The 21,240-nt window shown below is 71.2% G+C and carries 21 protein-coding genes and 1 pseudogene; 9 read left to right on the top strand and 13 right to left on the bottom strand.

Features of this window, described 5'->3' with window-relative positions:
- Positions 1 to 37: 37 nt before the first annotated feature.
- From G6039_RS23365 to G6039_RS23355, 3 genes are all read right to left on the bottom strand, one after another.
- Entirely contained in the window at positions 38 to 1,261 is a 1,224-nt protein-coding gene (locus G6039_RS23365; protein WP_006933281.1) for a globin domain-containing protein, read from the bottom strand.
- Positions 1,262 to 1,316: 55 nt separating this feature from the next.
- Positions 1,317 to 1,757, bottom strand: a complete 441-nt coding sequence (locus G6039_RS23360; protein ID WP_006933279.1) for an RrF2 family transcriptional regulator — start codon at positions 1,755 to 1,757, stop codon at positions 1,317 to 1,319.
- 65 nt (positions 1,758 to 1,822) lie between these two features.
- On the bottom strand, positions 1,823 to 2,269 hold the full coding sequence (locus G6039_RS23355; protein ID WP_006933276.1) for a CBS domain-containing protein: 447 nt from the start codon (positions 2,267 to 2,269) through the stop codon (positions 1,823 to 1,825).
- A gap of 147 nt (positions 2,270 to 2,416) precedes the next feature.
- On the opposite strand from G6039_RS23355, the gene G6039_RS23350 reads away from it, so the two are divergent.
- From G6039_RS23350 to G6039_RS23340, 3 genes are all read left to right on the top strand, one after another.
- Entirely contained in the window at positions 2,417 to 3,367 is a 951-nt protein-coding gene (locus G6039_RS23350; protein ID WP_029541943.1) for a universal stress protein, read from the top strand.
- A 92-nt stretch (positions 3,368 to 3,459) separates the two neighbouring features.
- Positions 3,460 to 4,500 (top strand): LLM class F420-dependent oxidoreductase, encoded by a 1,041-nt coding sequence (locus G6039_RS23345; protein WP_029541944.1) that lies wholly within the window; start codon positions 3,460 to 3,462, stop codon positions 4,498 to 4,500.
- A 55-nt stretch (positions 4,501 to 4,555) separates the two neighbouring features.
- A complete protein-coding gene (locus tag G6039_RS23340; protein ID WP_006933272.1) occupies positions 4,556 to 5,458 on the top strand; it encodes a universal stress protein in 903 nt (300 codons plus the stop codon).
- Between the two features lie 180 nt (positions 5,459 to 5,638).
- Here the strand turns inward: G6039_RS23340 and G6039_RS23335 are convergent, their stop codons facing one another.
- The 3 genes from G6039_RS23335 to G6039_RS23325 all read right to left on the bottom strand — a co-directional run bounded on the left by G6039_RS23335 (position 5,639) and on the right by G6039_RS23325 (position 7,855).
- Positions 5,639 to 5,914 carry a hypothetical protein gene (locus G6039_RS23335; protein ID WP_006933270.1) on the bottom strand — a complete coding sequence of 92 codons (276 nt, stop codon included), beginning with the start codon at positions 5,912 to 5,914 and terminating at the stop codon, positions 5,639 to 5,641.
- Positions 5,911 to 6,864 (bottom strand): acyl-ACP desaturase, encoded by a 954-nt coding sequence (locus G6039_RS23330; RefSeq protein WP_043797719.1) that lies wholly within the window; start codon positions 6,862 to 6,864, stop codon positions 5,911 to 5,913. Before G6039_RS23330 ends, G6039_RS23335 begins: the two co-directional genes overlap by 4 nt.
- Before the next feature lie 70 nt (positions 6,865 to 6,934).
- A complete protein-coding gene (locus G6039_RS23325; protein WP_029541945.1) occupies positions 6,935 to 7,855 on the bottom strand; it encodes a nitroreductase family protein in 921 nt (306 codons plus the stop codon).
- A gap of 193 nt (positions 7,856 to 8,048) precedes the next feature.
- Between G6039_RS23325 and G6039_RS23320 the strand changes: the two genes are divergently transcribed.
- Complete coding sequence (locus G6039_RS23320) at positions 8,049 to 8,687, top strand: response regulator (protein WP_029541947.1); 639 nt, start codon at positions 8,049 to 8,051, stop codon at positions 8,685 to 8,687.
- 13 nt (positions 8,688 to 8,700) lie between these two features.
- Here G6039_RS23320 and G6039_RS23315 read toward each other — a convergent pair whose 3' ends face one another.
- Complete coding sequence (locus G6039_RS23315) at positions 8,701 to 10,383, bottom strand: sensor histidine kinase (protein ID WP_051445996.1); 1,683 nt, start codon at positions 10,381 to 10,383, stop codon at positions 8,701 to 8,703.
- Positions 10,384 to 10,534: 151 nt separating this feature from the next.
- Here G6039_RS23315 and G6039_RS23310 point away from each other — a divergent pair, with 151 nt between their 5' ends.
- A complete protein-coding gene (locus tag G6039_RS23310; RefSeq protein ID WP_043797717.1) occupies positions 10,535 to 11,881 on the top strand; it encodes a nicotinate phosphoribosyltransferase in 1,347 nt (448 codons plus the stop codon).
- A gap of 181 nt (positions 11,882 to 12,062) precedes the next feature.
- Positions 12,063 to 12,809: a 2OG-Fe dioxygenase family protein gene (locus G6039_RS23305; protein WP_043797715.1), complete on the top strand. Its 747-nt coding sequence runs from the start codon at positions 12,063 to 12,065 to the stop codon at positions 12,807 to 12,809.
- Here G6039_RS23305 and G6039_RS23300 read toward each other — a convergent pair.
- The 4 genes from G6039_RS23300 to G6039_RS23285 all read right to left on the bottom strand — a co-directional run bounded on the left by G6039_RS23300 (position 12,790) and on the right by G6039_RS23285 (position 17,223).
- The gene (locus G6039_RS23300) at positions 12,790 to 14,322 is read right to left on the bottom strand and encodes an MFS transporter (protein ID WP_029541955.1); all 1,533 of its coding nucleotides are present in this window, start codon (positions 14,320 to 14,322) and stop codon (positions 12,790 to 12,792) included. The genes G6039_RS23305 and G6039_RS23300 overlap by 20 nt on opposite strands.
- A 269-nt stretch (positions 14,323 to 14,591) precedes the next feature.
- Positions 14,592 to 15,287: an alpha/beta hydrolase family protein gene (locus G6039_RS23295; protein WP_043797712.1), complete on the bottom strand. Its 696-nt coding sequence runs from the start codon at positions 15,285 to 15,287 to the stop codon at positions 14,592 to 14,594.
- The gene (locus G6039_RS23290; RefSeq protein WP_006933256.1) at positions 15,242 to 16,297 is read right to left on the bottom strand and encodes a tellurite resistance/C4-dicarboxylate transporter family protein; all 1,056 of its coding nucleotides are present in this window, start codon (positions 16,295 to 16,297) and stop codon (positions 15,242 to 15,244) included. Before G6039_RS23290 ends, G6039_RS23295 begins: the two co-directional genes overlap by 46 nt.
- 59 nt (positions 16,298 to 16,356) lie before the next feature.
- Positions 16,357 to 17,223 (bottom strand): Fpg/Nei family DNA glycosylase, encoded by an 867-nt coding sequence (locus tag G6039_RS23285; protein ID WP_029541959.1) that lies wholly within the window; start codon positions 17,221 to 17,223, stop codon positions 16,357 to 16,359.
- Between the two features lie 85 nt (positions 17,224 to 17,308).
- Between G6039_RS23285 and G6039_RS23280 the strand changes: the two genes are divergently transcribed.
- The 3 genes from G6039_RS23280 to G6039_RS23270 are packed head-to-tail and all read left to right on the top strand — an operon-like array spanning position 17,309 to position 18,983.
- Complete coding sequence (locus G6039_RS23280) at positions 17,309 to 18,103, top strand: thymidylate synthase (protein ID WP_006933254.1); 795 nt, start codon at positions 17,309 to 17,311, stop codon at positions 18,101 to 18,103.
- Entirely contained in the window at positions 18,100 to 18,597 is a 498-nt protein-coding gene (locus G6039_RS23275; protein WP_006933252.1) for a dihydrofolate reductase, read from the top strand. The genes G6039_RS23280 and G6039_RS23275 overlap by 4 nt, the downstream gene beginning before the upstream one ends.
- Positions 18,598 to 18,656: 59 nt before the next feature.
- Positions 18,657 to 18,983: a cupin domain-containing protein gene (locus G6039_RS23270; RefSeq protein WP_006933250.1), complete on the top strand. Its 327-nt coding sequence runs from the start codon at positions 18,657 to 18,659 to the stop codon at positions 18,981 to 18,983.
- On the opposite strand, the gene G6039_RS23265 is transcribed toward G6039_RS23270, so the two are convergent.
- Together G6039_RS23265 and G6039_RS23260 are read right to left on the bottom strand one after the other, a co-directional pair.
- On the bottom strand, positions 18,976 to 20,514 hold the full coding sequence (locus G6039_RS23265) for a carboxylesterase/lipase family protein (protein ID WP_029541963.1): 1,539 nt from the start codon (positions 20,512 to 20,514) through the stop codon (positions 18,976 to 18,978). The two genes, G6039_RS23270 and G6039_RS23265, sit on opposite strands and share 8 nt — an antisense overlap.
- A gap of 39 nt (positions 20,515 to 20,553) precedes the next feature.
- Positions 20,554 to 21,240: pseudogene (locus G6039_RS23260) on the bottom strand (hypothetical protein); the annotation flags it as partial.

The raw sequence follows: 21,240 nt of genomic DNA, 5'->3' as shown, positions 1-21,240 counted from the left end.
CCCCGGCCGCGGGGGCCGGGGCACGGTCGGAGGCGACTCAGGCGTTCGGGGCCCAGCTGTCGGGACCGAACACCTCGTAGTGGATGTTCTCGGCGGGCACGTTGCGCTCGATGAGGGCCTCGCGCAGCGAGAGCATGAACGGCAGCGGACCGCACAGGTACGCCTTGGTGTTCGGGTCGAGCGGCAGGTCCGACACGTCGGCCCGGCCCACGCGCACGGTCTCGAGCGGCTCGCGGGCGCCGAGGTCCTCGTACCACCGGTGCACCTCGGCGGACGGGATGCGCTCGACGAGGGTGGCCAGCTCGTGCCGGTGCGCGTGGTTGGCGACGGAGCGGTCGGCGTGCAGCACCGAAACCTTGCGCTCGTCACCGGTTTCCGCGAGGTGCGCGAGCATGCCGATCATCGGGGTGCAGCCGATGCCGGCGGAGGCCAGCAGCAGCGGGGCGCCGTCGTCGGGCAGCACCAGGTCGCCGAACGGGGTGGTGACCTGCAGCTCGTCACCCTCGAAGACGTTGTCGTACAGGAAGTTCGACACTTCACCGGCCGGCGCGACGGTGCCGTCGGGGGTGGTGGTCGCCACGATCCGCTTGACGGTGATGCGCCAGTCGCCCTGGGCCGGCGCGTTGGTCAGGCTGTACTGGCGGATCTGACGGGCCCCGTCGGGCAGCTTCACGCCCACCGAAAGGTACTGTCCCGGACGGAAAGCGGGCAGCGGAGCGCCGTCGAGCGAGGTCAGGACGAACGAGACGGTGTCGGCGGACTGGTGCCGGCGCTCGGCGACCCGGACGGTGCGCCACACGTCGCCCGGCGCGACGCCCGCGGCCTTGTACAGGTCGTCCTCGAGCTTGATGAGCGTGTTGGCCATCAGCCAGTACAGCTCGTCCCAGGCCGCGGCGACCTCGGGGGTGACGGCCTCGCCGAGGACCTCCACGATCGCCTCGAACAGGTGCTTGTGGACGATCCAGTACTCGTCGGGCTTGATGCCGAGGGAGGCGTGCTTGTGCGCGATGCGGGACAGGATCGCCTCGACCCGGGCCGGGTCGGGATCGAGCTGCAGGGTCGCGAAGGCGGCGATGGAGCCGGCCAGGGCCTTCTGCTGTTCGCCCTGCTTCTGGTTGCCGCGGTTGAACAGGTCGCGCTCGAGTTCGGGGTGCGCGGCGAACATCTTCTTGTAGAACAGCGGGGTGATGTCGCCGATGGCGGCACCCACGGCGGGGAGGGTGGCGCGGACAACTTCCTTGGACTCGGCTGAGAGCGGCATCGTGAACTCCGTTTCGGGTAGGGCTGGGCCGGTTCCGGGCTGTGGAACCGTGCGGTCAGACGGCGGGGCGGGTGAGATCGAGCAGGACGGTGCGGGTGGGGGCCCGGGTGAGATCGGCGACGGTGACGGAGTCGAGCGCCGCGTAGAAGGACTCCTGGGCTCGGCGCAGTGCGCCGCGGAGGCTGCATCCTTCCCGCAGCGGGCACGGTTTGTCGCCCTCGCAGGCGACGACCTCGCCGTCGCCTTCGAGTTGCCGGGTGAGCCATCCGACGGACGCGCCCCGGCCGAGCTCGGTGATGGTCAGTCCGCCGCCGCGGCCGCGGCGGGTCGTGACGACGCCGAGTTCGCTCAATCGTGCGACCACCTTGGTGGTGTGTGCGTACGACAGCTGCAGCTGCTCGGCGACGCGCTTGGTGCTGGGGGAGCTGTCGGGCGCGGCGGCCGCCAGGTACATGACAACTCTCAGTCCGAGATCGGTGAACTGGGTGAGTTGCATGACCTGAGACTAGATAATTGGTATCTGAAATGACAATTTAATGTGACGTAGATCGCTTCGGTGCGTCAGCGTTCGAGCACGGGAAGGATATTGCGCCAGCTGACGATTCCGATCGGCCTGCCGTCGCGCACCACCGGCACGGACCGCAGCCGCATCTGCAGCATCGCCCGCGCGATGTCGAACAGCTCGGCGTCCGCATCGAGGGCCACCGGCGGCAACGCCACCGCCCGCACCGTCAGCGGCCGGCGGATCGCGGTGACGAGCGGCAGGTCGGCGTACATCGACAGGCGCGCCAGATGCGCCCCCGCCAGCGCCTCCTCGGTGATCAGGCCGCAGAGCCGGCCGTGCTCGTCGACCACCGGGAGGGTGGTGAAGCCGTTGCGGGCCAGCACCTCCCCGGCCCGCTCCAGGGTGGCGTCGACCGTCACGGCCAGCACCGGCGTGCTCATCACGTCCGCCGCGCGGACCTTGTGGGCCGCGGGCCCCGCCATGCGGATCGGTCCACCGGACATGATGCGCCTCCTCTGCCTACGATTGTGGCCGCATCCCCGCTACCGGGCCAGTGGCTCCGGACTTCCCGGAGAGGGACCAAAGACCATTCCTGCCCCCAGGGGAGCGGATTAACCTCGACCCCGAGGACGATCCCTGCGACGAGAGCGGTGACCGACGTGAAGTTCCCAGGCAGCAAGGCGCACCACGAGCCCACGCACGACGAGGCGGTGCGCTCGAACACCGTGGTGGTCGGGATCGACGGATCCCCGGCCTCCGACGACGCCGTCCGGTGGGCCGCCGCGACGGCCGCCGACCGCGGGCTGCCGCTGCACATCGTGCACGCTCTCGACTTCGCCCCCAGCGGCTACAGCGGGGCGCCGTTCATCCAGACCGCACAGGTCTTCGAATGGGTCGAGGACGAGGGCAAGACGCTGCTGCAGCGCGCCGAGGAGGTCGCCCGCACCGTCGCGCCGGCACTCGAGATCACCACCCGGCTCGCCGCCACCGGCAGCGCGCGCTGGCTCATCGACCTGTCCGCCCGCGCGCGGATGCTCGTGCTCGGCTCCTCCGGCACCGGCCGGGTGGGCGAGGCACTGCTCGGCTCCACCCCGGTGTCCGTCGCCAGCCACGGTCGCTGCCCGGTCGTCGTCGTCCGCGGCAAGGCTCCGGAGACCCTGCCCGACACCCGGCCCGTCGTCGTCGGGGTCGACGGCAGCCCCCTCAGCGAGAAGGCCGTCCGCGCGGCGTTCGAGGAGGCCGGCCTGCGCGGCGTCGACCTCGTCGCGGTGCACGTGTGGAGCGACATGCGGCGGGGCACCTTCGACGAGGCCGTGGAGGTTTCGATCGACCCGAACGCGTTCGCGGAATCCGAGCAGGCCCTGCTCGCCGAGCGCCTCGCCGGGTTCCACGACCGCTACCCCGACGTGAACGTGCGTCGCGAGGTGTACGTCGACGGGCCGCGCGCCCACCTGCTGGCCTGGTCGGAGAAGGCGCAGCTGCTGGTGCTCGGCAGCCGCGGCCGCGGCGGCTTCACCGGCATGCTGCTCGGCTCCACCAGCAACTCGCTGATCCGCGACGCGCAGTGCCCCGTCATGGTGGTGCGCCCCGACGAGTCCTGAAGGTCGCGCCACACCCCGGCGGTAGGGTACCTGGCACACGGGTACGAGCGTGCCCGGCAGGACCACGCACCAACGAATCACGGGGTATGCGGATGCGCATCGGGATGGGATTGAACTACAGCGGCGGATTCGCCGAGACGGCGGCGGAGGTGGCCGATCTCGAACGGGCCGGCCTCGACATCGTCTTCGTACCGGAGGCGTACTCGTTCGACGCGGTCAGCCAGCTCGGCTACCTCGCGGCCAAGACCGAACGACTCGAGCTGGCCTCGGGCATCTTCCAGATCTACACCCGCACGCCGAGCCTGACGGCGATGACCGCCGCAGGTCTCGACTACGTCTCCGACGGCCGCTTCGTCCTGGGCATCGGTGCGTCCGGCCCGCAGGTCATCGAGGGATTCCACGGCGTCAAATACGACGCGCCGCTCGGCCGGACCCGTGAACTCGTCGATATCTGCCGCCAGGTGTGGCGCCGGGAGAAGGTCGAGTACCAGGGCAAGTACTACCAGATCCCGCTGCCGCCGGAGAAGGGCACCGGACTCGGCAAGCCGCTCAAGCTGATCAATCACCCGGTGCGCGAACGCATCCCCGTCCTGATCGCCGCGATCGGCCCCAAGAACGTCGAGATGACCGCCGAGATCGCCGAGGGCTGGGAACCGATCTTCTTCTATCCCGAGAAGGCCGCCGACGTGTGGGGCGAGTCCCTCGCGCGCGGCAAGGCCAAGCGCGATCCCGCGCTCGGGGACCTGCAGGTCTACGTCGGCGCGGCGCTCGCGATCGGCGACGACGTCGACTTCCTGCTCGACTTCGTACGCCCGCACCTCGCGCTGTACATCGGCGGCATGGGGGCGAAGGGCAAGAACTTCTACAACGACCTCGCCGTCCGCTACGGGTACGCGAAGGAGGCGGAGACCATCCAGGACCTGTACCTCGCAGGCCGGAAGGAGGAGGCCGCCGCCGCGGTGCCCGACGACCTGGTGCGGGCGGTCTCGCTCATCGGGCCCGAGAGTTACGTCCGGGAACGCGTCGCCGCGTTCGCCGAAGCCGGCGTCACCACCCTCAACGTCAACCCGATCGCGGAGAACACCGCCGGCCGGGTCCGACTGATCGAACAGCTGCGGGAGATCTGCAACTGACACCCGCGCCGATGTGAGAACCCGGGCCCACCGGCCCGCCGACAGAGGGGAATTCATGACCGAAACCCAACCGATCGTCGTCGCGGTCGACGGATCCGACGCGGCGGCGACCGCGGTGATCTGGGCGGCCCGCGCTGCCGCGGCCCGCGCGCTGCCGCTGCACATCGTCACCGTCGTGCACATCCCCGCGTTCTACTACTCCGAGCCCTACCTCGCGGAGAGCTTCCACGAGGAGATGAAGGAGACGGCGCGGGCGCGGCTCGACAGTGCCAAGGTGCTCGCCAAGCGCATCGCCGACGAGCAGGGCCCGGTCGAGATCACCACGGAGCAGATCGAGGGCAAGGTCGTCCCCACCCTCGTCGACCTCTCGAACCGGGCCGACACCATCGTGCTCGGCTCGCGCGGGCTCGGGGAGGTGAAGGGGCTGCTCGTCGGCTCCGTCACCCTCGGTCTCGCCTCGCACGCCCACTGCCCGGTCGCGATCGTGCGCGGCCGCACCCTCGACGGGGCACCGCCCTCCGACGGCCCGGTCGTGGTCGGCGTCGACGGTTCCGAGGCCTCCGTGCGCGCCGTCGAGGTGGCGTTCGCCGAGGCGGCCGCCCGCAAGGCGACGCTCGTCGCGGTGAACGTGTGGAGCGACGTGAGCGTGCAGCCGTCCCTGGGCGCGGTGCCCGAGGATCCGCAGTGGAGCAGGATCCAGACGGGGGAGGAGGTCGTGCTCGCCGAGAACCTCGCCGGGTTCCAGGAGCGTTACCCGGACGTCGTCGTCGAGCGCGTCGTCGCGCGGGACCGGCCGGTGCGGGTGCTGAGCGAGTACGCCGAACGCGCCCAGCTGATCGTCGTGGGCTCCCGCGGCCGCGGCGGCTTCAAGGGCCTGCTGCTCGGATCGACCAGCAACGCGCTGATGCAGACGGCCGACTGCCCCGTGCTGATCGTCCGGCCGGACGGCGAGAAGTAGCCGTCCCGTCGCGGCCTTCGCCGCATGTGGTGGCGCGGCAGGGTGCTTCCCGCGCGCGTCCCTACGCGCGCGGGAAGCGCCGCAGCGCGCGACCGCCGGGAACGTACCCGGACGCTCGATGCCCGGCACCCTGAGCGGGTGCCGGGCATCGTCGCCGGGTGGTTCCGGGTCGCCGCGTGGTCAGCCGAAGTCGTCGAGGCCGCGCCGGCGCAGCTCGCTCCACACGTCGGCGGGATGCACCCCGCGACGGACGGCGTCGTTCTCGATCAGCACGCCGAGCATCTGCGAACTGAGGAAGGCGACGTCCTCCGGGCGGTGCGTGCCGCTCTTGACGGTGAGCCATCCGGACACGTCGCCGCGTTTCGCGGCGCGGGCCATGTCGAGCACCGAGCCGAACAGCTCTGCCGACCCGGTGTCGCGGTCCTCCCGGGATCCGGGCTCGCGCACGCTGGTCATGCGCTCGCCCCTGCGTGTTCGTCGCGCCGGGCCTGACGGGCCAGCGCCCGGTCCCGGGCCTCCTCGAACCGCTCGGCCTTCGTCTGCAGGTCGGTGAGGAAGGCGTCGAGGTCCTCGCGCAGCTGTTCGCCGCGGCCGCCGAAGTCGGTGCGGTCGAACACGCGCCACTTGCGGAGCACCGGCAGCACCACGTCGTCGAGATGCTGCCGCAGGTCGTAGATGCCGCCCTTGGCGATCAGCACGGCGTTGCGCCGGAAGTTCGCCATCGACGCGCCCGGCATCCGAAAGCGGGTCAGCACGCTCATGATCGCGGCGAGCGCCTGGTCGGGGGCGATGTCGAGGGCGCCCTCGACGATGTTGCGATAGAACATCATGTGCAGGTTCTCGTCCGCGGCGACGCGGGCGAGCATGCGGTCCGCGATCGGATCCCCGCAGGCCTTACCGGTGTTGCGGTGCGAGACCCGGGTCGCCAGTTCCTGGAAGGTCACGTACGACACGGACTCGAGCATCGACGTCGAGCCCGGGTCGAATCCGGTGGTCATGTGCGCCATGCGTGCGTTCTCGAGCGCGACGGGGTCCACACCGCGGGTGACCACCAGGTAGTCCCGCATGACGACGGAGTGCTTGTTCTCCTCGGCCGTCCAGCGGCCCACCCACGTGCCCCAGGCGCCGTCGAGGCTGAAGTGTTCGGCGATCTCGCGGTGGTAGGAGGGCAGGTTGTCCTCGGTGAGCAGATTGGTGATCATCGCTGCCTGCGCGGTTTCGGACAGCGCGGACTGGTCGGGGTCCCAGTCGATGCCGCCGAGGGCGGCGAAGTTGCGGCCCGCGTCCCACGGAACGTAGTCGTGCGGATGCCAGTCCTTCGCCATCGCCAGGTGGCGGTGGACGTTGTCCTCGGCGATCGGCTCGAGCTCTCGGAGCAGTTCGAGATCCGTGAGTTCCCTGGTCACAGTGATGTATTCCCTCTCTGGTGGGACCCCGGGCGCCCCCCTGCGGCGCCCGGCGGTCGGTTCGGTCGGGTCAGAACCCGATGCGCATGATCAGTTGCGGCAGGCCGTCGATGTCCATCCGCTCGGCGAGCCGGTCAGCCGAATCCTCCACGCGCAGTGGATAGGTGAGTACGGACGCCGACAACCGGGCGTCGACCGCCGCCAGCCACGCCCGCTCGGACGCGATGCCCACCCGGACCAGGTCGATCGGATCGCCGGAGTGCACCGAGAACACCAGCACGGTCTCCCGGTCGATGGCCGCCGCGAGTTCGGCGGTGTCCGGCACACCGGTGGTGATCAGCGCGCGCCCGGCGGGTCCGCCGGCGTCGAGATCGGCGCCCCAGTCGGTCACCACCTCGGCGTTGCCCTCGGGGTGCCAGTGCGACGTCCACCGGAACATCTCGCGCTGGTAGTACGGATTGCGGCGCATCGCGTCGGCCGAGTAGGTGAGCATGTCGGCGAGCGCCGGGGCCTCGTCCGACGCCAGCAGGCGAACCTCGACCCCGGGTAGGTCGGCGGCGGCCATCACGTCGGCGATGGTGGTCGCCGGCACCGGGATCCGGGCGAACGACTCGCGGTGGCTGCGCCGGTGCGAGATGGCGGCGAAGAACCCCAGGTCGGTGCTCGAAGGAGTGGCCGGCGCCGCTGCCTCGATCCGTGCGATCAGCTCGGGCCGCTCCGGCTCGGGCAGCAGCAGGGTCCGGGTGCTCCAGCCGAGCACCCGGATGCCGAGTTCGAGGTTGGCGACGGCGGCTCCGCACGAGATCAGCCGATCCGGGCGCAGGGGGTCCTGGCCGGGGGCGGCGAACTCGACCCGCTCCTCGAGTTCGGCCGTGCGGGCCGGGAGGCGCAGGTTCCACGGCTGAGTGTCGTGGATCGAGGGGGCCTCGATCACGGCACGCGCGATCACCTCGGTGTCGCTCGTGGACCAGGTGTCGGGCACCGTGGACATCGCAGCCTCCTCGTCCTGGTCGGTCACCTCGCACGGCTCATCGAGGATGACTGTCCGAGCATCGCCCGCGGGCTGCACCGGGCGCATGTGCCGAAGGTCCCGAAACTGCCGTCGAACGGCCCGGGGTCGGCGGCGCGCGAGCGAGCTGAGACGATGGTCACCGCAATGCCGGTGTCAGGAAAGGTGAGGGACGATGCCTCGGGTATTTCTCGTCGACGACCATGAGATCGTGCGGCGCGGGTTGGTCGACCTGCTCGACAGCGTGCCCGACTTCACGGTTGTCGGGGAGGCCGCGTCGGTCGGTGAGGCGCTGGCCCGCATCCCGGGCAGCGGAGCCGAAGTCGCGGTGCTCGACGTGCGCCTGCCCGACGGCAACGGCGTCGAACTGTGCCGCGAGCTGCGGGCCCGCATGCCGGAGCTGCGCGCGCTCATGCTCACCTCCTACGCCGACGACGAGGCCCTGTTCGACGCGATCATGGCGGGCGCGTCCGGATTCGTCCTCAAGCAGATCCTCGGCACCGACCTGGTCTCGGCGATCCGGACCGTCGCGGCCGGCGGCTCGCTGCTCGACAGCCGGGCGACGGCCGCGCTCATGGAACGCATCCGCGCGTCCCGCACGGCGGACCCGCTCGCCGAGCTGTCGGAGCAGGAGCGGGCCGTGTTCGAGCTGATCGGGGAGGGCCTGACCAACCGCGAGATCGCCGAGCGGCTGTTCCTGGCGGAGAAGACGATCAAGAACTACGTCTCGCGGCTGCTGGCCAAGCTCGGGATGCAGCGCCGCACGCAGGCCGCGGTGCTCGCCACCGAGCTGCGCAAGCAGCGCGAGGTCTGACGGGGACCCCGGGTCACAGGGGGACCTGCCACAGCACGCGCGTCCCGCCCCTGTCGCCGGGTCCGGTGCTGCAGCGGCCGCCGCACTGCTGGGCGCGCCGCTCGAGGTTCGCGAGGCCGCTGCGGCGCGGGGTGTCCGGCAGCCCGATGCCGTCGTCGACGATCTCGATCGTGAACTCGTCGCCCGCGGTGACGGATACGGAGATCTTCTCCGACTGCGAGTGGCGCAGCGCGTTGCTCAGTCCCTCCCGCAGCACCGCCTCGGCGTGTGGATGGATGCGTGCGGGTACGAGAGTGTCGATGGCGCCGGCGAATTGGACGTTCGGCGCCACGGGGGACTGAGTGGTCAGGTCGCCGACCACATCCAGCAGCCGCCGCCGCAGGCTGGTCGACGCCGCGGCGCCGGTGGTATGCAGATCGAAGATGGTGGTGCGGATCTCGCGGACCGTACGGTCGAGCTGCTCGACGGCGTGTTGGACGATGTCCGCGACCCGGTCCGGATCGGTGCCGGGCACCAGGGTGCTCTGCAGGCTCATCCCGGTGGCGAAGAGGCGCTGGATCACGTTGTCGTGCAGATCCTGTGCGATCCGGTCCCGGTCGGCGAGCACGTCGAGCAGCCGCTTCTTGCGTTGTTGCGCCGCGAATTCGAGTGCCACCGTGACCAGGTCGGCCATGGACTTAAGGCGCGTGACCTCCGCGTCGTCCCACGCATCGGAACGGGCCGACCGGGTGGCGATCAGTACGCCGGTGACCCCCGACGTGGCGGACAGCGGCAGGATCGCGGCGCGGCCCGCGCCGGCTGCCGGAAGCCCCTCGAGGTTGTCGGTGATCAGTGTGCGCCTGGTGCGGATCGCCTGCAGCACAGGAGAATCGGTGAGGTCGAGACGCGAGCCCGTCGCCGGCGGGCCGGGCGCGGCGGCGGCCCGGACGGTCCCCTCGGTGCCGTCGACCAGCAGGACGTAGGTGCCCACGGTGTGGGCGAGGGCCCGGACCCGGTCGACCAGGAGCGCCAGGGTCTCGTCGACGGAACCGCCCACCAGCAACCGTGAGTTGATCGCGGCCACCGCCTCGAGCCAGCGTTCGCGGGTGAGGGACCCCTCGAACAGGCGGGCGTTGTCGATCGCGACGCCCGCGGAGGTGGCGAGGACCTTCAGGATCACCTCGTCCTCTTCGGTGAAGGCGGGACCGTCGATCTTCTCGGTGAGATAGATGCTCCCGAAAACCCTGCCGCGCACCATGATCGGCGTGCCGAGGAAGCTCTTCATCGGTGGGTGGCCGGGTGGGAAGCCGATCGAGGCGGGATGCTCCGACAGGTCCGCGATCCGCACCGGCCGCGGGTCGTTGATGAGCAGGCCGAGCAGGCCCCGGCCCTCGGGCAGGTGCCCCATGCGGCTGCGCTCGGCCGGGTCGATGCCGACGTACACGAACTCCGACAGCCTGCCGTCGGGCGCCCGCACGCCGAGCGCACCGTAGCGGGCGCCGAGCAGCGCGACGGCCGCGGAGACGATGCGCTGCAGCATGGAGTCGAGTTCGAGGCCCGACCCGACGACGAGCACCGCCTCGAGCAGGCTCTGCATGCTCGCCGGGGTGGTAACGGTGTCGGTGAGCCGTTCACGGATCTCGGCGAGCAGTCCGTCGATGTCGGCGGTGTCGTCGATCGTGCCGTTGTCACCGGGAGCGCTCACACCCGTCAGCATAGGTGCACTCCTCGCGCGGCCCTGCGTGCCGGTCCGTGCACCGCGGCAAAAGGGGGCAACACGGCCGCAGCCCGTCGCCGGCGTGTGAGAATCCGCATATGGAGAACGGGCCCGGACGGGCCGGGTTCGACGGAGACGGGTGACGGCTGCCATGGGAGTTCCGCCGCGCGGTGCCGCGCTGTTCACCGACCTGTACGAGGTCACGATGGCGCAGGCCTATCTGGCTCTGGGAATGTCGGACACGGCCGTGTTCGAGACGTTCTTCCGCAAGCTTCCGCCGGGGCGGTCCTATGTGCTGGCCGCCGGCCTGCCCGACGTGCTCGATTTCCTCGAGGCGTTCCGGTTCGAGGAGGACGACCTGCAGTACCTGCGCGGCCTCGGCCTGTTCTCCGACGAGTTCCTCGAGCGGCTCGCCGGGGTGCGTTTCACCGGCGACGTGTGGGCCGTGCCGGAGGGCACCGTCGTCTTTCCGAACGAGCCGATCGTCCAGGTCGTCGCGCCGATCCTGGAGGCGCAGCTCGTCGAGACCTTCGTTCTGAACCGGATCCACCTGCAGTGTGTCCTCGCGAGCAAGGCCGCGCGGGTGGTCGAGGCCGCCCGCGGGCGGCTGGTGGTGGATTTCGGGGCGCGCCGGGCCCACGGCACCGACGCCGCCCTCGAGGTCGCCCGGACCAGCTACCTCGCGGGTGCGGCGGGAACCTCCAACCTGCGCGCGGCCAAGGAATACGGAATACCCGCGTTCGGCACGATGGCCCACAGCTTCGTCCAGGCGTTCGACGACGAGTTCGACGCCTTCGAGGCGTTCGCCCGGCTCAACCCCGGCACGACGTTGCTCGTCGACACCTACGACACACTCCGCGGCGTCGACCTGGTCGTCGAACTGGCGGAGCGACTGGGCGACCGGTTCGACGTGCGGGCGGTCCGGCTGGATTCCGGGGATCTCGGGGCGCTGTCGAAGGCGGCGCGCGCCCGGCTCGACGCGGCGGGTCTGCACGACGTCCGGATCTTCGCCTCGTCGGGCCTCGACGAGTACAGCGTGGCGGCACTGCTGGCCGACGGCTGTCCCATCGACGGCTTCGGGGTGGGCACCCAGCTCTCCGTCGCCCAGGACGCGCCCACGCTCGACATGGCGTACAAGCTCGTCGAGTACGCCGGCGTCGGGCGGACGAAGCTGTCGAGCGGCAAGGTCCTCCCTCCCGGGCGCAAGCAGGTGTACCGCCGGGTCGACGACGGCGTCTTCGCAGGCGACATCATCGGCCGGCCCGACGAGAACCTCCCGGGTGAGCCGCTGCTGGTGCCCGTGATGCGGGGCGGGCGGCGGCTGTCGCAGTACGACGCCGGACTCGACGCGGCGCGACGGCGTGCACGGCAGCAGATCGACGCTCTTCCGCCGGCGCTTCGTTCCCTCGACGAGGCGGGAGCGCCGTATCCGGTGGCCGTGAGCGCACGGGTGCAGGACGATCTCGACCGGTTACGCCGGGCGCGGCAGACTCCCTGACCGGGGCCTGCCGCGTCGGGCGGGCGGAGGCCGCTTCGGGGCAACTCGCCGTGCCGACGGTGGCGTTCGCGCTCTTCGACCCAATGGATTTCGTTCGGCGCCTTTTCGGTGGGCAGCTGCGTTCATCCGTCTGCACCGGCGATGGTTGCGCGTCGGGACCGTCCTTGCTACCTCTGAGCAGATGAGGGAAGAAGCCGCGGGAGGTACGGAGGCCGGCACGGATCCGGTCGAAGCCGCCCGGCGAGCACTCGCCTCCGTGGGCACGTTCTTGATGTCGGCGGCAGACCTGTGGCGATCCATCGGTGCCGACGCCGATGCGTGGGTTCGGTTCTCCGCGCATTGGGAGGAGCTTGCGCCCGACCCGTACGCGGCAGAACAGGGCGTTCACCGGCTGCGGCGCTACGGCCGGTTCCGGTACCGGGCGGCCGACGGCGCGCTGGCGCCGACGGCGCACCGTGAATTCGTACAGCCTGACGACTCCAACGCTCTCTACCTCGCACGAGACCGCCATTTCGAACCGCTGACAGCCGCGTTCCTCGAAGATCCGCTGTTCGAGCGCACGGTGAAGCTGGTGGGCCGGATCGCGCCGGTCCTCGACGAAGCTCCCGAATGGACGGTCTGGGTGCATCCGTTCCGCGTGGTCGCAACGGCGGATGACGAGGGCCGGCCCACGCCCGAGGGCGTGCACCGCGACGGTGTCACGCTGGTCAGTTCCCTGTTGATCGGCGTCGACAATGCCGTCGGCGGCGAAAGTTCGGTGTTCGGCCCGGAGGGCGATCGACTTCTGACGACGACCCTGCGCGAACCCGGCACCTTCCTTCTGGGCGACGACCGTTGCACCCGGCACGGTGTTTCGCCGATCCGAGCGGTCGACCGCGGCAAGCCGGCACGTAGGGACGTGCTGGTGGTCACCTGCGTACCGTCCTGATCGGCCTCTTGCGGCGGGACATGAGCACAAAGGCCGCCACCGCCACAGCGATCGGCAGGGCGCTGACAGTCAGCATGGTGAGTCGCACCGCGTCGGCCAAGTCCGCTCCGAGATCGAGACCGCCCACCTGCCGAAGCAAGTTCGGGTCGTACCCGGCGCCGCCGGGGCTCTGCGCCACCGCGCTACGCGCGGCATCCACGGCCTGCTCGCCCTGAGTCGCCGTCAGCCCGCGAGCCTCGGTGTCGGCCAGCCATTCTCGCTGGAAGAATACGTTGAGAAGCAGCAGGTACACGGTGGGCCCGAACGCATAGCCGGTCATCCCGAAGGCCAACTGCACGGAAGCCACCGTTCCGGACTGCCCGCTCGGCGCCTGGGAGAGCACCGTCTCGGACACCGATGTGGAGGTCACCATGGAGCCCAGGTTGTACAGCCATACGGCCGCCACGAGCAACCACAGCGCCATTGCCGGGTTGACCGTGCCCGCCATCAGCAGTCCGCCGGCTGCCATGAGCAGGAGGCCGACGACCATCACCGGTCTCGGCGAGAACTTCCCCACCAGGCTCCCGGACAAGACCACGAAACCGGCGATCAGCAGTGTGCCGGGGAGGAACAACAGGCCGATGGTCTCCGGTGACAGCGCGAGCACCACACTGCCGAACTGCCCCAGGACGATGCCGAGCCCTGCCATGAGAAAATTCAGCGTGAAGGCCGCCGCCAGAGCCACGCTGAAGGGCCGGCTTCCGAACAGAGCCAGGTCCAATGCCGGTTCGGGGGTGCGGTGTTCGTGGCGAACGAAAAGCACGGCGGCGACCACGCTGACGGCCAGCGGCAGCCATGTCTCGGGCCGGAAGACGCCGTTCTGCGCGGCTGCCAGTCCGATGACGAGTGCCAGGAGGGCCATACCGACCAGGATGACGCCGGCCACGTCCAGCCGGGCGCGATGCTGAACGGGCGTCTCCGGGACGTACCTCGCCGTCAGCAGAAGCGAGATCATGGCAAGCAGCGGTGCGACCAGGAACACAACTCGCCAGCCGACGGCCGCCACCGCCCAGCCCGTCAACGCCGGGAGTACCCCGCAGAGAACCATCTCGATGGCCACGAAAACGCCGATGGCCGTCGGCCGCTGCTTGTCCGTCACGGACGTCTTGAGCAGGGCCAGCGGCACTCCGAGCAGCGCCGTCATTCCCAATCCGTCCAACACGCGCATCGCAAGCAGAAAAGCGTAGTTGGGCGAGAGCATGGAGAGCAGATTGGCGACCGTGACGACGACCAGTCCCGACCTCAGCAAGCGTCGAAGCCCGAACGCGTCGCCAAGGTTGCCCGCGGCGAGGACGGCTGCGGCCATCACCAGCGTCGCCATACCGCCCAGCAATCCGACGACCTGCGGTGGCACGTCGAGGGCCCGGCTCACCTGCGGCAGATTCAGGCTCAGCACCAGCGGGTCGACGACCGTGATCGTGAAGGCGAGGGACAGGGCCAGGATGATCGGCAGGGTCCTCGCATTGGTCCGCAACCGAGACGTAGGCACCGCCCACCTCCCCTGCTCCCACGTCCGACCTGATCGACTCTAGCCCCGGCTTCGGCGTCCCGTCGGAGGTTGGAGGGCCGAACCGACGGCCTGACACCGGCCACAACGGCGGGTCGGCTCGTGGAGGATGCGACGGACCGCCCCGGCCGCCGTCGTCGAGGATCTACACGAGACCAGCCCCGGCTGGAGGGCAGCGGTCGCCGCCCTCCGGCCGGGCCCACGCCACCGACGCGTGACACCCGCGGCCCCGGGTGTCACGGCCGGGACGCCGTGTCCGAGAGCAGTCCGGACACGGCGTGCACGATCGGCAGTGCCGGATCGGTCTTCGCCTTGCCGAGGTCGTGCGCCGCGCCGGTCACCGGGACCAGCACGACGGGCGCCGGAATCAAGGTCAGCGCGGCGCGCATCTCGTCCAGGCTGCCGAACGGGTCCCGGTCGCCGTGCGCGAAGACCGTCGGCACCGTCAGGGACGGCAGGTGCTCGGTGCGGGCCTTCCCGGGCTTGCCCGGCGGGTGCAGCGGGTAGGACAGCAGTACGAGCGCGTCCGCGACGTCGGGCTGCTCGGCCGCGAGCATCGATGTCTGCCGGCCGCCGTAGGAGACCCCGCCTAGTACCAGCGGGCCGCTCGCGCGGGCCCGCATCGATTCGGCCGCCGCCGCGATCCCGGCCCGGTCCTCCGCCGCCCGCGACGGCTGCGGCGGCCCCTTCGGCCGCCGGCGCCGGAACGGCAGGTCGAACCGCAACGCGAGGAACCCCGCGTCGGCGAAGGCGTTGCACACCTGCCGCAGGATCGCCGCGTCGCAGTTGCCGCCGGCCCCGTGGGTCAGCGCCACCGCGCCGCGCGGGACACCGGCCGGGTGGTGCAGCACGCCGTGCACGGAATCGTCGTCGAGGTCCTCGGTCGTCACCGGCCCACGGTAGCCGGACGCGGACGCAGCACCGTGCGCCACAGGTGCACGAGCATCGCCGCGAACACCGCCGCCCACACCGTCACGGCCGCCCACAGTTCCGTCCTGCCGACCACCCCGACCCACGGCAACTCGTCGGCCTCGGCGAGGTAGACCCCGGCGACGCCGTACATCCCGAGCGGGAAGACCACCGACCACAGGCCCGGCTCGTAGCGCAGCCGGATGCGGTGGGTGCGGTGCCGCCACCACCCGGCGGCGACGAGGGCGGGCAGCAGCCACGTCGCGAACGCCCAGAACACCACCACCAGCCCGGCGACGAGTCCACGGGTGGCGTCGACCATCGGGGCCGACTCCATCGCCACGATGCGTGAGCCGGCCACCACGGTGATCGCCGCGGCGCCCATCGACACCCAGTACGACGGCGTGAGGTCCACCGGCCGGAGCGGATACTGCATCATCCGGGCCGCGACGAACACGCCCGCCGCGGCGTAGAGGAACAGGCCGACCGACCACGCGAACACGGCCACCAGCGACAGCGGCCGCCGCAGGTCGTCGTAGATCGGCTCGAGGGTGGCTGCGGCGAGCGCGACCGACTGGGCCGCGACCACCCACACGAACCAGCTGCCGTTGGCCTTGGCGATCACCGGGCGTCTGCGAGTGCCGAGCACCGCCGTCCAGGGAATCACATAGCCGAGCACGAGCCACGTCGCGGCCGCGCCGACGAGCAGGACCGCCGCCGTCGAGTGCCACCCGTCCATGGTCAGGCGGATCCCCAGCACGTTGCTGCCCGCGACGAACGTGAAGAACCCGAACGCGCGGCTCGCGTCGGTGAGGTCGGCGCGGACCTCGCCGCGGAACCGCACGAGCCGCCACCCGGTCAACACCAGCAGGACGGCGTAGGCGGCGACGGACACCAGCAGTAACGCGGCCGACACCGTGACCAGGCCCTGCAGGTGCATGCCGATCGACACGATGCCGGTCGCCATCACGAGCGCGAAGTAGCCGGGGTCGAGCGTGCGGGCACCCCCGCGGAGACCGTCGAGAACCGTCACAGCCGCACGCTACCGCCGTGGTGTCCTTCCGGATCTGCGCGGGTCCCGAACGACACCACTCACTTGACCAGCCGCGACAGCCGCCGGTCCGCGAGGATCTTCCCGCCGGTCTGGCACGTGGGGCAGTACTGGAAGGAGCGTTCGGCGTAGGCGACCTCGCGGACGGTGTCGCCGCACTCCGGGCACGGCAGGCCCGTGCGGGCGTGTACCCGCATCCCGGACCGCTTCTCACCCTTGAGCCGCGCGGCATCCTGGCCCACGGAACGGCTCACGGCGTCGAGGAGCACCGTGCGCAGCGCGTCGTACAGCGCCTGCCGCTGCTCGTCGGTGAGCCGGCCCGCCGGCGCGAACGGCGACAGCCGTGCGACGTGCAGGATCTCGTCGGAGTAGGCGTTGCCGATCCCGGCGAGCACCTGCTGGTCGGTGAGGGCGGTCTTCAGGCGTGCGGTGCTGCCCGCCAGCCGCGCGGCCAGCTCGTCGGCGGTGACGGCCAGGGCGTCGGGACCGAGCCGGGCGATGCCGGGCACCTGCTGCGGACGGTCGGCGATCCACACGGCGAGGCGCTTGCGGGTGCCGGCCTCGGTGAGGTCGAAGGCGGGGGTGGCGGCGTCGGGGGTGAACAGGTGTACCCGCAGCGCGAGCGGCCCCCGGCCCAGCTTCGGCGGTGCCGGCGACGGGTTGTCCTGCCAGCGCAGCCACCCCGCCCGCGACAGGTGCGTGACGAGCCACAGACCGGCGCAGTCGACGGCCAGGAACTTCCCGAAGCGGGACACGCCGGTGACGTCGCGGCCCTGCAGCACGGTGATCGGCGGGTCGGCGGTCTGCAGGACACTGAGCGCCGCCACGTCGATCCGGCCGACGACGGCACCGACGGCGTGCTCGCGCAGGAACACCGCCAGGGCCTCCACCTCGGGCAGCTCGGGCATGGAGTCAGGCTATCGCCCGTGCGTGCTTCGGGCTGCCCCAACGACCACAACCACGCACGGGCGATAGCCTGTCGTGGTGACTGCCGTGCCGACCCCGTACGAAGACCTCCTCCGCCTGGTGCTCGACACCGGCACGCCCAAGGCCGACCGCACGGGCACCGGGACGCGCAGCCTGTTCGGGCACCAGATGCGCTTCGACCTCTCGCAGGGCTTTCCGCTGATCACCACCAAGAAGGTGCACCTGAAGTCCATCGTGTACGAGCTGCTGTGGTTCCTGCGCGGCGACTCGAACGTCAAGTGGCTGCAGGAGCACGGCGTCACGATCTGGGACGAGTGGGCCGACGCCGACGGCGAGCTCGGTCCCGTCTACGGGGTGCAGTGGCGCTCCTGGCCCGCCCCCGACGGCGGGCACATCGATCAGATCACCAAGGCGATCGACACGATCCGCACCGACCCCGACTCGCGGCGCATCGTGGTCTCCGCGTGGAACGTCGGCGAGATCGACCGGATGGCGCTCGCGCCGTGCCACGCGTTCTTCCAGTTCCACGTCGCCGACGGCAAGCTCAGCTGCCAGCTGTACCAGCGCAGCGCCGACCTGTTCCTCGGCGTGCCGTTCAACATCGCCAGCTATGCGCTGCTGACCCACATGGTGGCCCAGCAGACCGACCTCGAGCCGGGCGAGTTCGTGTGGACGGGCGGGGACTGCCACATCTACGACAACCACGTCGAGCAGGTCACCGAGCAGCTCTCCCGCGCGCCCTACCCGTATCCCACCCTGGAGCTGAACCGGCGCGGGTCGATCTTCGACTACGAGTACGAGGACGTGCAGATCACCGGGTACCGGCACCACCCGCCGATCAAGGCTCCGGTCGCGGTATGACGGAGACGGGCGACATCGTCCTGATCTGGGCGCAGGACCGCGACGGCGGCATCGGCCGTGACGGCGCGATCCCGTGGCGCATCCCCGAGGACATGGCGCACTTCCGGGCCGCGACGACGGGTAAACCGGTGATCATGGGCCGGCTGACGTGGGAGTCGCTGCCGCCGCGGTTCCGGCCGCTGCCCGGCCGGCGCAACATCGTCGTCACCCGTGACCCGGCCTGGTCGGACGCGGGCGCCGAGGTGGCCCACGGCGTGCCGGAGGCCCTGGCGCTCGCCGGCGGCGGTGACGTCTGCGTCATCGGCGGCGGCCAGATCTACGCGCAGGCCATGCCGCATGCGACGCGGCTGCTCGTCACGGAGGTGGACCTCGAGGTCGGCGCGGACGCCTTCGCCCCGCGGATCGGTCCCGGGTGGACGGCCGTGGACGTCGGCGCGCGGCAGAAATCCGGCGACGGAATCGGGTTCCGCTTCGTCCGGTACGCGCGAACCTGACCGGTGGCGCGCCCGGTGGGCCATACTGCGAGGGCGTACCCCGACCAGGAAGGGCTGCCATGGACAAGCTTTCCCTCACGGCTCTGGCGCGACAGCAACTGAAGCTGGCGGCGGCATCGAGCAGCGGCCGCAGCTCGCAGACGATCTTGGGCGGGCACGCCAAGCATCTGCGGCAGACGATGGTGGCACTGCTGGCCGGCCACGAACTCGCCGAGCACGACGGCCCCGGCGAGGGGTCGCTGCAGGTGCTCGGCGGGCGGCTGTCCCTGATCGCCGGCGACGACTCCTGGAAGGGCTCAACCGGCGACTACCTGGTGCTGCCCACCGTCCGGCACAGCGTCACCGCGCTCGAGGACGTCGTGTTCCTGCTGACCGTGGTCAAGTGACCGCTCCCGCCTGCGGCAGCGCGAGACCGCGGTAGCCGCGGTACCCGGCCCAGGCCAGCCGCCGCTCCCGCCACGGGTCGTACTCCACGCGCGTCGGGTCGTCGAAGATGACGGTGGCGCGGTCGCGCTCGTCGTAGCGCGGCCACGACGGCAGCGGCTCGCCCTCCTGCGCGAAGTGCAGCCACTGACGCTGCACCGTGTCGCTCACCGTGCGCAGCGCGCGCCGGCCCCCGGCGACCGTGACCACCCGGCCGAGCGCGGTGTCGGCCTGGCCGAACACGGCGAGCAGCTCGAACGCGTGGGTGGCGTGGAAGCCGGTCCAGCGCAGCAGCGGCGGCGCGTAGTCGAACCGGTAGCTGTAGGTGGGGGCGTGGCGGGCGTGGGCCTGGGCGATCTCGATCGAGGGATGCCAGAACGTGAGATCGCCGCCGAGATCGACGGCCGCGCGGGCCTCCGGGTAGCCGGGATAGGCCGCGACGACGCGCTCCTGGGCCGTGGGATCGGTGAGCCCGAACATCTGCTCGATGCGGAGCTGATTGGTGGGCAGCGCGTCGAGGACCCGCGGGAACAGCGTGCCCTCCCGCGCGTTGGTGCCGATGATCAGCGGAACCCGATGTGCGGCACCGGTTTCGTAGGCTTCGATCGGGGCGGTGGGTAGGTAGTCGCCGTCGATGACGGGACCGAACGCGTGCAGTCCGGGCGTCTGGTGCAGGATGCGCCCGCTGAGCCGCTGGGCGGCGCGGCCGAGCTCCGCCGGGGTCGCGGACTCGAGCGCCGCGACCGCGGAATCTCGTTCTGCGCCGAGCAGTTCGACGAAACGTCGCGCCCACTCGGTCGCGTGGTCGGCGTCGACGACGAGGTTCGGTGCCGAGCTCTGGGCGATGGCGCGGGCGAACAGTCCCGCGGCGGCGGGTGTGGCGAGCAGGGTGGTGACGGCGTTGCCGCCGGCGGATTCGCCGAAGATCGTGATGTTGTCGGGGTCCCCGCCGAAGGCGGCGATGTTGCGGCGCACCCATGCCAGCGCGGCGACCTGGTCGCGCAGCCCCAGGTTCGAGTCGAAAGGCCTTTCCGCCGTGGAGAACTGGGTGAAGTCGAGATAGCCGAGGCTGCCGAGCCGGTAGTTGATCGACACGTAGATGACGTCACCACGGCGCACCAGCGATTCCCCGCCGTAGAGCGGCATCGCCGTGGTGCCCAGCGTGTAGGCGCCGCCGTGGATGAACACCAGCACCGGCCGCGGCGTCGCGGCGGGCGCCGCGGGCGCCAGCACGTTGAGCGTCAGGCAGTCCTCGCTCGCGGGCTGCTGCTTCCGGAAACCGATCGTCAGGCCGCGCGGATGCTGGCTCGCCGCGGCGCCGAAGCGGGTGGCATCGCGTTCACCGGTCCACGGTTGCACCGGCTGCGGGGCGCGCAGCCGCAGCGGTCCCACCGGGGGTGCCGCGTAGGGGACGCCGCGCCAGGCGAGGAGGTCGCCGATGCGGGTGCCGCGCAGGGCGCCGTCGGGAACAGTGACAAGGGTCTCAGCCGCCATGCTCGAACTGTACGTGACGCCGAGTCATAGGTGCCGCGGTTACCAGTGCCGGCCGTGCAGCCCGTGGGCGGCGAGCTCGGCGTCGGTGTCCGCGCGCAGGGCGGCCCGGGTGGGGAAGTGCTCGTCGTCGAGCGCGACGAGGGCCAGGGTGTAGCGGTCGCCCTGCCGGCACAGGTACGCGGCGAGCCGGGTGGACGTCGAGGCCCGGGCGGTCGCGAGGCCCGGGTGGACGGCGCGGGTGGCGACGCCGGTGGTGCGGTGCGGGCCGAATCCGTCGAGCACAGGGGGCAGCGGCCCGATGTTGGAGCACAGCAGGTCCCGCTCGCCGGCCCCCGCGGCGAGGCGCGCGGCGAGCCGGTCGGGCAGCAGTTGCAGCACCTCGTCCGGCAGGCCGTGCGGCGCCCCCTCCCGGCGGCGGGTGTACGCCGCACGGGCGCGGTGGCGGATCGAGGCCGGGGTGTCGGACGCGTCGACCACCACCTCGGTCATCGTCACTCCGTTGCCGGCGCCGTCGTCGGGGAGGCCGGGGGCGGCGGTGCGGCCGTCGACGGGCACCGCGATCCGCAGCGGCCAGTCGAGCCCGGCGCGGTGGGCGATGCCCGCGGCGAGCGCGAGGAAGAGGGAGTTGGGGGTGCCGCCGGCCGCGTCCGCCGCGGTGTCCCACGCGGTCGCATCGACGTCGAGCAGTGCCGTGCGCGCCGGGGAGCGGATCGGGCGGGGCCGCGG

Source organism: Rhodococcus aetherivorans (assembly GCF_011058165.1).
Lineage (GTDB): Bacteria > Actinomycetota > Actinomycetes > Mycobacteriales > Mycobacteriaceae > Rhodococcus > Rhodococcus aetherivorans.
Note: the sequence above shows the minus strand (reverse complement) of the source record. Positions and strands in the feature narration are given on the sequence as shown.

What these genes read in the sequence shown, in the direction of transcription:
- G6039_RS23360 (WP_006933279.1), bottom strand. Translation starts at nt 1,757, where the DNA reads ATGCAACTCACCCAGTTCACCGATCTCGGACTGAGAGTTGTCATGTAC.
- G6039_RS23305 (WP_043797715.1), top strand. Translation starts at nt 12,063, where the DNA reads ATGAGGGAAGAAGCCGCGGGAGGTACGGAGGCCGGCACGGATCCGGTC.
- G6039_RS23285 (WP_029541959.1), bottom strand. Translation starts at nt 17,223, where the DNA reads ATGCCCGAGCTGCCCGAGGTGGAGGCCCTGGCGGTGTTCCTGCGCGAG.
- G6039_RS23275 (WP_006933252.1), top strand. Translation starts at nt 18,100, where the DNA reads ATGACGGAGACGGGCGACATCGTCCTGATCTGGGCGCAGGACCGCGAC.
- G6039_RS23335 (WP_006933270.1), bottom strand. Translation starts at nt 5,914, where the DNA reads ATGACCAGCGTGCGCGAGCCCGGATCCCGGGAGGACCGCGACACCGGG.
- G6039_RS23265 (WP_029541963.1), bottom strand. Translation starts at nt 20,514, where the DNA reads ATGGCGGCTGAGACCCTTGTCACTGTTCCCGACGGCGCCCTGCGCGGC.
- G6039_RS23355 (WP_006933276.1), bottom strand. Translation starts at nt 2,269, where the DNA reads ATGTCCGGTGGACCGATCCGCATGGCGGGGCCCGCGGCCCACAAGGTC.
- G6039_RS23315 (WP_051445996.1), bottom strand. Translation starts at nt 10,383, where the DNA reads ATGCTGACGGGTGTGAGCGCTCCCGGTGACAACGGCACGATCGACGAC.
- G6039_RS23340 (WP_006933272.1), top strand. Translation starts at nt 4,556, where the DNA reads ATGACCGAAACCCAACCGATCGTCGTCGCGGTCGACGGATCCGACGCG.
- G6039_RS23345 (WP_029541944.1), top strand. Translation starts at nt 3,460, where the DNA reads ATGCGCATCGGGATGGGATTGAACTACAGCGGCGGATTCGCCGAGACG.
- G6039_RS23310 (WP_043797717.1), top strand. Translation starts at nt 10,535, where the DNA reads ATGGGAGTTCCGCCGCGCGGTGCCGCGCTGTTCACCGACCTGTACGAG.
- G6039_RS23325 (WP_029541945.1), bottom strand. Translation starts at nt 7,855, where the DNA reads ATGTCCACGGTGCCCGACACCTGGTCCACGAGCGACACCGAGGTGATC.
- G6039_RS23365 (WP_006933281.1), bottom strand. Translation starts at nt 1,261, where the DNA reads ATGCCGCTCTCAGCCGAGTCCAAGGAAGTTGTCCGCGCCACCCTCCCC.
- G6039_RS23320 (WP_029541947.1), top strand. Translation starts at nt 8,049, where the DNA reads ATGCCTCGGGTATTTCTCGTCGACGACCATGAGATCGTGCGGCGCGGG.
- G6039_RS23270 (WP_006933250.1), top strand. Translation starts at nt 18,657, where the DNA reads ATGGACAAGCTTTCCCTCACGGCTCTGGCGCGACAGCAACTGAAGCTG.